We start from the raw sequence: 12,211 nt of genomic DNA, 5'->3' as shown, positions 1-12,211 counted from the left end.
ATAAGAAATTTGATGTGTTTTTTTATATTAAGCTCTATTATCTGCTCTTATGTTTCTTTTAAATGTATAATAGGTTCCAACAAAATAACTTACATAAAGCATAATCATAAGAAATATACCTATACTCATATTTACTACAAACATATTGCTTCCTATAAAAACCTTAATAAGTTCTTCATACATTATATAATAATTGTATATAAACACTACAAATGCTATAGTTCCTATTACTATAGGGATTGTAAAATATATACCTATTTGTTTTAGAATTATTTTATTAATCTGATGTTCCTCTATTCCAAGTTTACGTAAAACATTGAATCTATCCTTATGCTCTATAGAATCCATAAGTTGTTGAAGTGCAAGTACAGTTAAACTAATCATTAATAAAACAGCCCCTAAATATAATCCTAATATTCTCATTGCTAAACTAGCATTTAATATTTCACTAGTTTCTGCTGATTTAATTCTTCCTTTAATAAACTTCTCTGGAGAATCATATTTTTTCATAAGCTCTGGATTGTTATTTGAAAACCATGTAGGTATATACTTAGCTTCAAATTCATATGCATCATCATAACTCATTTCATTATTAGTTGTAATAAATAAATCTACTTCTGCAACTTTAAGTTTTTCACATAATTTATCTGGAATTATTATAATATTGGTTGCAGGATAATTATAAATGCCTTCTCCTAATACTTCTAAATAATATGGTTTTTCACTTATTCTTAAGTCATTTCCTTTTATATTTATAGTTTTATTTTCATTTACATATTTATCAATTTGACCTTTATCAGTCATTTTGTCCCATTGAACTGTGTACTCATTATTTTTCAAGCTAACTTTATCATATCCTTGCATACTTCTTAACTTATTAAAATCACTTAAACTTATAATAAATGGAGCTGTAGATTTTATATCTTTTTTATAAAAATCTTCTTCTTTTGCAAAGTATTTTTCTACTTCTTCATACTCATTTAACTCTACACCTAAATCTTTCAAGTGATTTATAAGCTCTGAGTAATTAAAATTAGCCATATCTCCTATTTTATTTGTATTACTATTTTCATCTATTCTATATGAATAACTACCACTTCTCAATTCTATATCAAAAGGAATTCTATAATCTAAATATCCTAAAGACCACTGTGACATTAATAGTGTAAGTATAATGCTTATTGATGAGCCTAAAAACGCTATAGATACAGTTGCCATAAGCATTGGGGTTGTCCTTATTTTAGATAATATTGTACCTAGTAAGAAAAGATTGGTACCTTCATATTTAAAGTTTATAGATTTTTCTTTTATTCTTATAAGAATATATGATATTGAGTAAAACAAAGCATAGGTAGCTATTACAAATGATATTACAGAAACTCCTTCTGCCATCATCATTTTTATAGCACTTGCTGTATAGTTACTCTCATTTGCTAACTTCTTAATATCTAATATATATTTAGTTGAATATCCAAAAATGCCATATGCTATTATTGATAACATAAATATTATTGAATACACCATTTTACTTCTTCTAAATTTAAATTCACTTATTTTACTGTTATTTATCATATCTATAAGTTTTAATTTGTTTAAAACTCTTATATTATAAATTCCAACTATCAAGAACATACCTATAAAGAAAATAAATGTTTTAATCACTGTATCAAAATAAAAATTAAAAGAAAATACAACTTTTTGATTAACACTCATATAAACCATAGCTGTAACTACCTGTGAAAAAAGTATTCCAATAAATATACCGCACACTATAGCTAATATTCCAACTAAAAGCATTTCCACAAAAAACATAAATGCTATATTTCTTTGTTCAACACCTAATAATATATATGTAGCAAACTCCTTTTGTCTTCTTCTAATCATATACTTGCTAACATAGGCAACTAATAATGATAATATACCTGTAATTATATAAGTTGAATACTTTAGTACCGTTTTTAAAAATTCAAAATTATACGAGTTCTCTGTTATTAAGTTGTAATTTGAACTTGATAAAGATGTAAAAGCATAAAACAAACTTACACACATTGTTATAGTTATGAAATATATTAGGTAATCCTTAATAGATTTTTTTGCATTATTTAGCGATAACTTAATGTACATCCCTTACATCACCACCTAACAATGCAACTACATCCAATACTTGATTAAAAAATTGTTTTCTTGTGTTATTTCCCTTCACTAATTCAGTAAATATTTTTCCATCTTTTATAAATAAAATTCTATCACAGTAACTAGCTGTAAAAGAATCATGCGTTACCATTAATATTGTGGCATTAAATTCTTTATTTAAATTTGATATCATTTCTATTAACATTTGTGCTGATCTAGAATCCAATGCTCCTGTTGGTTCATCTGCTAAGATTAGTTTTGGGTTTGTTATCAATGCTCTTGCACAAGCAGTTCTTTGCTTTTGTCCGCCTGATACCTCGTAAGGATATTTTTTAAGTAGTTCTTCTATTCCAAGTTCTTTTGCTACTGCCTTAACTTTACCATCAATTTCACTCTTATTAGTTTTATTTATTGTAAGTGCTAAAGCTATGTTTTCATGTATAGTTAAAGTGTCTAAAAGATTAAAATCCTGAAAAATAAACCCTAAATTTTCTCTTCTAAACTTTGCTATATTTTTTCTACTTATTTCAGTTAAATCTTTACCGCTTAAATAAATATGTCCCGAACTCACTTCATCAATAGTTGCTATAGTATTTAATAAAGTTGTTTTCCCAGAACCTGATGGCCCCATTACCCCTACAAACTCTCCTTCTTGTACACTAAAACTTATATCATCTATTGCCTTTATTACATTTCCTTTATTTCCATAATATTTCTCTATCTTATCAATTTTTAATATTTCATTCATATTTATCACCTCAAGGTTATTCTATATCATTTACCCTTGCTTTGATTTCATTTAACCTTTCATTAATGTTACGATGTTGTAACATTATTTTTGCCTTAATTAAAATTTACAAAATCGTCCTTTAGGAAAAATAATATTAACCTTTGTGTATTTATCTTTTTCTGATGTTATGCTTATTAATATCCCTAATTTATCGCATAAATTTTTACACAAATATAATCCTATACCTGTAGATTTATTATTTGTTCGACCTTTATTTCCTGTAAATCCTTTATCAAACACCCTATTTATTTCACTATCTGGGATTCCAATTCCATTATCCTTTATATTTAACTCCACTCCATTTTCTCTTTCATTAGCATATATTTCTATAATAGCCTTTTTACTATTTCTATATTTTATTGCATTTCCTATAATTTGATTTAGTATAAATTCTAGCCACTTACTATCACTATACACATTTTTATCAACATCTCTTATTTCAATACCTATGTTATTAATTATAAGTACTTGCTTATTTCTAGTAATAACTCTATTAATACACTTTTCTAGTGATATTTCCTTTACCAAGTAATCTTTTTCCACATCTTCACTTCTAGCATAAAATAATGCTTGTTCTACATAACTATCAATCTCTTCTAACTGTTGAAGAACTAATCTTGATGTAGCTGTCTTATTGTTTTCTTCTAATAATTTAATAGCAGAAATAGGTGTCTTTACTTCATGAATCCACTTTTCTATATACTCTTTATAATCTTTTCTCTGTTCTTTTATTGTATTTATTTCTTCTCTCATAGACTTGCTAGACATTTTTAACATTTCATAATATGGCACTGCCTCTATGTACTTGGGACTATCTATAACTTCACTTAACAAATACTTTTTATCTATATTTTCAATGTACTTATTAACCTTTTTTAAAATCTTATTCATCTCTCTATATTCAAGCATAAGATATATCGCTAACCCTATCCACCATACAATTATTATTACTTTTATAACATTAAAGGCATTACCAACACTAAATAAAAAAATAGATAAAACTATCATAGATATAACATTTAATGAAATTACACCTATTCTATTGTTAAGATATTCTTTTATACTCATACCATATACCCTTGTCCTCTTTTAGTTTTGATATAATCCTTTATTCCTATTTCTTCTATTTTGCCTCTTATTCTTGTTATATTAACAGTAAGTGTATTATCATTTACAAACAAAGCACTGTCCCACAAACATTCTAATATATCTACTCTTGATACTATCTTCCCCTTATTTATTAATAAATAATGTAAAATTTTCAATTCATTCTTAGTAAGCTCCACTGATTTATTATCATGTTCTATTGTACTTTTCAACATATTGAGTGTCATACCATTATGTTCCAAACTCTCTGCTATTTTTTCACTTGGATATGCTCTTTTTAATATGGCTGCTATTCTAGCTAAAAGTATTTGGGTATTGTATGGCTTGGTTATAAAATCGTCTGCTCCTAGCGTTATTCCCATTAACTCATCAATATTTGTGCTTCTACTTGTTACAATTATTATTGGTACTTTTGAAAATCCCCTTATCTCTGTACATATTTTAAATCCATCATCATCAGGTAAATTTATATCCAATAATATTAAATCTGGATTATGCTCTTTCACTTGCTTTGCTACATCATTAAACTCCATTACTTTTATTGGCTTATATCCATTAAAATTTAATAGATTGTAAATTTCACTTCTTATTAACTCATTATCCTCTACTATCATTATTTTAAACATATCTATAATTCTCCATTTACTATTTATTATCATATTATATGGTTCCAAGTTCATCTTCATAATTATTAGTTCCCAAACTTGGACACCATCAAGAGTGAGACTAGCTCGGAATCATTTTATAAATACCATTCTACTTTTAAGATATCATAATACATTAAATTTTTCATTTATTTTAATTTAAAATAATCTAGGAATCCAAGTTGGAACTTTAAGTTATTCATGTTTCAGTTGAGAATTCTAATTAATTTAATTGAAAATGGAAAATTGGAGATCCAATTTTAAAGAATGATTTTTTATTAGATTTGCAAAATTAATATTATCATGTGATAAAAAGATTACTTTGAATTTAAACTTGGAACCCTATACTGTAAAAGCACATTTCAATAAATTGAAATGTGCTTTTACAAGCTTGAACTTATTTTTATATGTTTCTATAATAAACTACTTATCATTCTACTCCTGATTGATATTTCCTCATTCCAAATTTGAGTAAAATCTTTAATATAAAATAATAAATTGTCGGTATAATAAATACACACAAAATTTCTACAGTATTTACCTTGTTTAAAGCAATTCTTGCTGGAATTGCACTAAACAAAAAAACTGGAATTATATAAATAAAAAAGCTCCTTATGATTTCTGGAAAAACTGTATCTGGTTTTTCACTTACTGATATTAATTGTAGTAATATTGATGATAATTCCTCTGACCTTACTCCAAATAATGTTAGACTAAACAATATAAAGAACATCATTCCCATAGTAAATGAACCTAATAATATGGAAAAAACATATATTATACTTATCTTTCCGTTACATAACCGCATACAATATATATTTAGAAATATTAAAAGTGGTGTGCTTGCCAATGCTGGAATATTTATAAATTTAAAAATATAAAATTTTATCATAGAAATTGGCTTTATTATTACAAAATCGAATCTCCCATTTATTATATTTTCACAAAAACTTCCCAATCCTTCTGTAAAAAAAATTGCATAAATATTATTTATTAAGAATGAACATGATATATATAAAAGAATTTCATATTTTGTATAATCTCCAAAATTTACAATATTTAAAGACAGTAAATAATATCCTACAAAAACTGAAGAATATAATGATATATCTGCTAAAACCCAACTAATTAAATTTGCTCTATATTGAGTACTTTTCTTTATTGAAAATTTAAAACACTCTAATACTACTTTCATAACATCTAAGCTCCATTCAATGAATATTTTTTAAATCCAAATCTGACCAAAATAGAAGTTATTATGTTTAAAACAATAATCCATATAATAGAAATTATTACTCCACTATAGATTTCATTAACATTAATATGTTTTTCTATTAAAATTTTCGTAGGGAAATATGACATATATGGAAATGGCAGTTTTAACATAATATTTTTTACCGACTCTGATAATATATCTAACGGAAAATATGCACCAGCAAGTAATCCTGTTAAAAGATTACGAATTGCAGAAATTCCCCAAATTTCTGTTAGCCAGAATGATAAAGCCCCAATTAAAATAGAAAATGTTGAGTTAAGTATATATCCTATAATAATAAAAAGAATTGAATACATTATTTTTGTAAAACTTATACTAACACCATTTATGCATATTATTACTACAATGATAGGTAAATAACAAAAAGTAAAAGTTAATAAACTAGATAAAATTTGTTTTAAAGATAAACTTGCTACATAGTTTATAGGTCTTAGCATTTTTTGTCCTAAGCTTGGACCCTTTATATCTTTAGAAAATTCATTTTCCAAGTGAACTTGAGTAAATAATAATATTACATTAGAGATAATAATATAAATCATAATATAATCAAGAGTCATTTCTAAATTATTATTTGTTATTAACGATTTCCATAAAAAATAACTAAGAATTATTGGAATAATAACCATCCCCAAAATATCACTAACTAACCTAACTCTATATACTAAAAGTTTTTTTATTGTAAATATTAAAAAGCCTTTTAATAAATAAACTTTTTTATTCATTACATCCCTCTCTCTTTATATAACTGTTCAATAATAATATCTAAATTATCTTCTTCAATTGTTATATCTCTATAATCATCTAAAGTTGTTATAAGCTGAATTATTTGCATTATTAACTTTGCTTCTGTCCTAACCTCTACATTATTGTTGTAATATGCAAACTCTACATTTTCAAACCTTTTTCTTAATATTTCAACAATTTCAGGTGTAGTTATAAACTTTAGCTTTTTATAATTTGGCATCTCTTCTTTTAACTTCTCAATACTCCCATAATAAAGTTCTTGTCCTTTATTAATGATTAAAATACGTTCACATAAGTCTTCAATATCTTCAATGTAATGACTTGTTAAAATTATAGAAGCATCATGCTTTTCTTTATAGATTTTAATATAATTCCTAATTTTTCTTTGAGATATAAAATCCAAACCTAATGTAGGTTCATCTAAAAAAATAATTTTAGGTAAATGTAAAAAAGATAGTATTAATTCCCCCTTCATTCTTTGCCCTAAAGAAAGGCTTCTAACTTGCTTTTTTAAATCATGATTGGACAACTCTAATTCATTTGCCATATCATTAACTCTATCTAATGCAATTTTCTTTGATATTCCATATATTGATGCATATAATAACACATTATCTAAAATTGACACATCATAATCTAATTGGCCCTTATTTCCCATAACTAATGCAACACTTTTCCTATAATTATTTGACTTTAAAAATGGATTGCTTCCAAGTACTTCAATATATCCATTATCAGGTTTTATAACTCCTGATATCATTTTAATAATTGTAGTTTTTCCCGCTCCATTTAATCCTATTAGTCCTAGTACTTCACTAGAATTAACTTCAAATGATATATCCTTCACAGCCTCAGTTGTTATAAATCTACGCTTAAAAATACTTTTTATACTTCCACTCACACCTTCTGATTTTAAATGTACTTTATATGATTTATTTATATTTTTTACGATTATTTGCTTCATTATAAATTCCTCTTAATTATTATTTTAATTTCCATATTCTTAATTATAGTATCATATTTTTAATGTAAAAATTAACAAATTATGTTATATAACAACTTAATTTTTTGTTACATATTTATTCATTCATTTGAAAATTTCTTAATGTATTCGTGGAATTATTTATATTGAAGATAAATTAAAATTTTATAATAATAAATTACATTAATGTTATTTAGATTTATAAAAAGCACATTACAATGAGTTGCAATGTGCTTTTATAAACTTAAACTTAAACTTGCTTTATTGTATTTTTAGTGACCTCTATGCTTTTCTTTCCTCTTAATTTTCTTCTTTTCAAATTTTATTTTTTCTTGAATTTCAGCTTTCTCTTTATTCAATTTTCTACGTTCCATTTTATTAATTTCATGTTGCTTTTTCAATGAAATCTGAGCCTTTGTACCAATTTCATTACATTGTAATTGTTTTTTTATTTTTTTCTGTAACCTCTTAGGATTTATATGTGTCTTTAAACATTCTTTTTCCTTTTCTTTCTGTTCAAGAAAATTTAATTTATAGTAATCCCTTAATATAAAATTCAAAACCTCTACATCCTTTGGTTCTGCACCAAATGTAACCTTAGAAACTTTATAGCATTCTCCTTCTTCAACTTCAAATACACCTACCCAAAAAGGTTCCTCAAATAAAACTGTTAATTTTATAAATATTAACATAAATCTTTCCTCCTGAAAATAAAATCTTTCAAGAGAACGGACAACCCAGGAGGGCAGGTTACTGCTATAAACTCATTATAGGTTCTGACTACCAACAGAACTGTGTTTTTATCTCTCACTTAATATTATATTATAAATTATAAAACATACTATAGTGTTCTAAGCTCAAATTCAAAATAATATATCTATCAAATGATAATACTATTATTTAAAGAAACTCTAACGAATTTGAATTTAATTTATCTAACATCCCATATTAACAAACAAAGGAGGTTTTATCATGACTGAAACTGAAAAAGCATACATTGTTGGAATTATTGATGGTGAAGGTAGTATCATGCTTGAAAGATTTCATTCTAACCAGCTACCCTCTCCTTGTATTTCAATAACTTCATCTACCCTTGAATTACTTGAATATGTAAAAACGGTATTAGGTAAAGGCTCAATAAAATCTAAGAAGAACTATAAAATAGATGTTCATAAGAATTGTTATACATATATTTTAAGATATAATAATGCCCTAAACCTCTTAAATGACATCTATCCATATCTTATAATAAATTCCAAAAGAAAACGTGCAAAACTTATAATTGATAATTATAAAAAATTAACCCCTAGAAATGGCAGATATACTGAAGAAATTCTGAAAAATAAAATTGAATTTTATAATAAGTTTATTAATACAAAATAAAAAACACATCAGTAAATTTCTGATGTGTTTAATCTTCTATGGTGGAGACGAGGGGTCGGTTATTCACATATTTCTATCTGCCCTGACTATAGTTAGTTAAGTTTCTTGGCGTATTATAGAGGCTTAATATAGTTTATATACTCTATCCAATAACGTATAGACTTTTCACCTATATTCTGTAATTCTACTTTGATGCATCTTACTAGAAAAGTATTTACTAATATTTTTTAAAATTAAACCCTAATAAATCTATATCATCTTGTTTATCTAATTTCTTATCATAATTTTTTCTTAATTGAATTAAATTCAAATGGTCGAATCCACATTCCCTATATAACTTTATAGCACTTGTATTTCGTGGTATAACATCCACAAACATTGCAACCACTTTCTTTTCAACCATTAATTCATCTAATTTTTGCATTGCGAATTTCCCAATACCAATACCCCTATGTTGTTCTATTATAAATATATCTTCTAACCATGACACATTTTGACCTCCAAACCTAACATAGAAAAAACCTACTGGTTCATTATCTAAGAATATATTGTAAATAACCCCCTTCTCTTTCCAATATTGTAGAGTTCCTTTAGATTGTTCATCCGTCTGCCAATATTCTTTGGGTGCATTATTTAACTTTCTATGATAGTTCATCAACTCCGTAATCATTCTAGCAGTAGTTAAAAACAAGTCATCTGATAGTTCTTTAATATTAATATTCATAAATCTTTATCCCCCTTTTAATACATCATATTTTAAAGGTCGAATCAATATATTAATAAAATTATACCATATTATTACAACAATTTAATTTCTTGATTTATTAAACAAATTTAATTATTCATTTTGTAATATCTAATTTCATTTAAAGTTTTTTCTTCATCCCAAAGTCCTTTAAAGTACATATCTATACTTTTTAAAACATCATCATCTGCAACACTTCCAATTGCAATATCACATTTCTTATATATATCCATCCCTCTTCTACAATCACAAACAAAATTAAGCTATACTTCATCATCTTTAAAATTTATAACATTATATGTATTTAAATTATCTTTTAATTCATATACATATATTTTAAGATATAATAATGTCCTGAACCTTCTAAATGAAATTTGCCCATATCTTATAATAAGTTTATTAATACAACGTAAAAAAACACATCAGTAAATTTCTGATGTGTTTAATCTTCTATGGTGGAGGCGAGGGGTCGGTTATTCACATATTTCTATGTGCCCTGACTATATCTTAAACTTGTCGTTAGTTAAGTTTCTTGGCGTATTATAGAGGCTTAATATAGTTTATATATCCTCTATCCTAGTATTCCTTAGTAAATTTATTACTTTAGGAACCTATAAGTCGATACAAGGCTGTTGAGTTTCCTCACATACCTCTCGGTATTACCTTCACCGTCACGTGCTAAGGCTTCACCGATAAAGCCAAGTTATCACTTTGAAATCACTTTCAAAGGCGACTCTTTCACGAATCGAACCCCTGTCCGAAAGCAGACCAATCTGGGCATCTCCGAGTGCAGTCTGCAATTTAACATTCCCTCCAAGTAACGCCTACAGACAGGCTTTACTTTTCAGTAGCTTCATTAATTCCGTCCATAGCTCAAAGCTTTGCTAAGTTCGGTTCCCCACTAATCGACGCCCTATCCTAAGTCGTGGGACTCCTAGGTAGAACGAGCAGCTACTAAGCTGCTAATGCAAAATTATCTTCTGCGTTTACATTTAGTGCATATTTTATTAACGAGGCCACATGCTTCCCTCGACTCGCTTCCCAGACCCATCTTACCCCCGTCGAAGCCAAAACGCCCCCATGTTGTAATTAGGTCTAAACGCAAATTGCATATTCAATTGTATTACTATTTTAATCTTTTAATTAGGTATTGTCAACACATATCACCATTGTAATACTTTCTAACACTTGAAATTATCTCTATGGAAAATATTAATTTATACTTTAATAGTATATTCAAATTTAAATGTTTTAGACCTATTCTATAACTTTTTATAAATTTGCTATAAGTTAACCTATATCCTATACATAAAATTTGTTTATTAAAGACTCTATTTTTCACAGATACAAAGAACCTAGTTCTGAGGATTTAGTAAATCATATACTTAAATATCGTAATGATTTAGATACTGTTTTAGCTATTGCTAAATCTTATATAAAATAAAAAATCCAGAATATCTACTGGATTTTTTACTTTAACTTATTTCTGCTAAATAATATTTATTATTTATTTATACTGCAATTGTATTGTTATTTTCTTTAATGCTGTATATTTTTCCATAATTCCAAGTTATTCTTTGCTGTTTTGATAACTCCTTAGGCTCTAACTCAACTTTCATTAATTCGCTTTTAGGTATTTCTTTTTTTGTATTATTATCAAATGTAATACTTTTAGGTATGATTCCTAAGTATTCTCCTAATTTCCCACTATCAATTGTTTTGTTAGTTATTTGATAAGTTTTTTCCCCACTTAAAATTTGAGTGCAATTATTAAGATTTATAGTAAAATTATCATTAGCATTACTTCCTTCATTATTTATTGTTTCAAATTTAATAATTAAACTATTGTCTTTCACATTTCCACTTGGTATAGCCTTATGAAGCTTTCCATTTGCAATGACAATTAACTTATTATAATTCTGATTTCCCTTTATAGTGTAAACATTGTTATATGATACAATGTATTTTGCTTTATTTTCTACACCCTCAGCTATTTCTTTTAAATCTTTAATGACTTTTGATGTTATCTCTTTTTCTTTTAAGACTTTATAATTTGAATCCATAACAACATATTTTTGAATATAGCCCACCCATTCACCTATATTTTCATTATCTATAATTTCATTAAGCACTGTATACTTTGTTCCATTATAAATAAATTGTGTTCCATCTTCATTATTTATTGTACAAATAACTTTTCCTTTTTTACTATAATCTATATATTTATCAACAATGCCACATCCAATAAATGACATGCTAATTATCATAACTAATATAATTCCAACTATTTTTTTCAACTTCTAAACACTCCTTATATAAGGTTAAAATTTTAAATAATATATTTATCAAATGATACTACTAATCTTATTGTTTATTCTATTATCATGTTAGGAACCAAGTAAAAATT

The 12,211-nt window shown here is 26.1% G+C and carries 11 protein-coding genes, 1 other RNA gene and 1 pseudogene; 1 reads left to right on the top strand and 12 read right to left on the bottom strand.

Features of this window, described 5'->3' with window-relative positions; translation table 11 throughout:
• Positions 1 to 27: 27 nt before the first annotated feature.
• The 8 genes from AC07E4_RS13785 to AC07E4_RS13750 form a co-directional block, all read right to left on the bottom strand.
• On the bottom strand, positions 28 to 2,124 hold the full coding sequence (locus AC07E4_RS13785) for an FtsX-like permease family protein (RefSeq protein ID WP_478216700.1): 2,097 nt from the start codon (positions 2,122 to 2,124) through the stop codon (positions 28 to 30).
• Positions 2,114 to 2,881, bottom strand: a complete 768-nt coding sequence (locus AC07E4_RS13780) for an ABC transporter ATP-binding protein (RefSeq protein WP_478216699.1) — start codon at positions 2,879 to 2,881, stop codon at positions 2,114 to 2,116. Before AC07E4_RS13780 ends, AC07E4_RS13785 begins: the two co-directional genes overlap by 11 nt.
• Before the next feature lie 99 nt (positions 2,882 to 2,980).
• The gene (locus AC07E4_RS13775; RefSeq protein WP_478216698.1) at positions 2,981 to 3,991 is read right to left on the bottom strand and encodes a sensor histidine kinase; all 1,011 of its coding nucleotides are present in this window, start codon (positions 3,989 to 3,991) and stop codon (positions 2,981 to 2,983) included.
• On the bottom strand, positions 3,988 to 4,656 hold the full coding sequence (locus tag AC07E4_RS13770; RefSeq protein WP_478216769.1) for a response regulator transcription factor: 669 nt from the start codon (positions 4,654 to 4,656) through the stop codon (positions 3,988 to 3,990). The genes AC07E4_RS13775 and AC07E4_RS13770 overlap by 4 nt, the downstream gene beginning before the upstream one ends.
• 448 nt (positions 4,657 to 5,104) lie before the next feature.
• Positions 5,105 to 5,869 carry an ABC-2 family transporter protein gene (locus AC07E4_RS13765; RefSeq protein ID WP_478216697.1) on the bottom strand — a complete coding sequence of 255 codons (765 nt, stop codon included), beginning with the start codon at positions 5,867 to 5,869 and terminating at the stop codon, positions 5,105 to 5,107.
• A 5-nt stretch (positions 5,870 to 5,874) separates the two neighbouring features.
• The gene (locus AC07E4_RS13760; RefSeq protein WP_040329082.1) at positions 5,875 to 6,672 is read right to left on the bottom strand and encodes an ABC transporter permease; all 798 of its coding nucleotides are present in this window, start codon (positions 6,670 to 6,672) and stop codon (positions 5,875 to 5,877) included.
• Positions 6,672 to 7,658 (bottom strand): ABC transporter ATP-binding protein, encoded by a 987-nt coding sequence (locus tag AC07E4_RS13755; RefSeq protein ID WP_478216696.1) that lies wholly within the window; start codon positions 7,656 to 7,658, stop codon positions 6,672 to 6,674. Before AC07E4_RS13755 ends, AC07E4_RS13760 begins: the two co-directional genes overlap by 1 nt.
• 290 nt (positions 7,659 to 7,948) lie before the next feature.
• Positions 7,949 to 8,368 carry a YjdF family protein gene (locus AC07E4_RS13750; protein WP_478216695.1) on the bottom strand — a complete coding sequence of 140 codons (420 nt, stop codon included), beginning with the start codon at positions 8,366 to 8,368 and terminating at the stop codon, positions 7,949 to 7,951.
• A 280-nt stretch (positions 8,369 to 8,648) separates the two neighbouring features.
• On the opposite strand from AC07E4_RS13750, the gene AC07E4_RS13745 reads away from it, so the two are divergent.
• The gene (locus tag AC07E4_RS13745) at positions 8,649 to 9,059 is read left to right on the top strand and encodes an LAGLIDADG family homing endonuclease (RefSeq protein ID WP_478216694.1); all 411 of its coding nucleotides are present in this window, start codon (positions 8,649 to 8,651) and stop codon (positions 9,057 to 9,059) included.
• A 217-nt stretch (positions 9,060 to 9,276) separates the two neighbouring features.
• Here the strand turns inward: AC07E4_RS13745 and AC07E4_RS13740 are convergent, their stop codons facing one another.
• From AC07E4_RS13740 to AC07E4_RS13725, 4 genes and pseudogenes are all read right to left on the bottom strand, one after another.
• On the bottom strand, positions 9,277 to 9,783 hold the full coding sequence (locus AC07E4_RS13740; RefSeq protein WP_478216693.1) for a GNAT family N-acetyltransferase: 507 nt from the start codon (positions 9,781 to 9,783) through the stop codon (positions 9,277 to 9,279).
• Positions 9,784 to 9,893: 110 nt separating this feature from the next.
• Positions 9,894 to 10,055: pseudogene (locus tag AC07E4_RS13735) on the bottom strand (DUF3990 domain-containing protein); the annotation flags it as partial.
• Between the two features lie 490 nt (positions 10,056 to 10,545).
• Positions 10,546 to 10,876: a transfer-messenger RNA gene (ssrA, locus tag AC07E4_RS13730) on the bottom strand.
• 439 nt (positions 10,877 to 11,315) lie between these two features.
• Positions 11,316 to 12,101: a NisI/SpaI family lantibiotic immunity lipoprotein gene (locus AC07E4_RS13725; RefSeq protein ID WP_478216692.1), complete on the bottom strand. Its 786-nt coding sequence runs from the start codon at positions 12,099 to 12,101 to the stop codon at positions 11,316 to 11,318.
• Positions 12,102 to 12,211 lie beyond the last annotated feature (110 nt).

This window comes from Clostridium amazonense, assembly GCF_056431285.1.
This window is presented reverse-complemented; position numbering and strand designations above follow the sequence as displayed.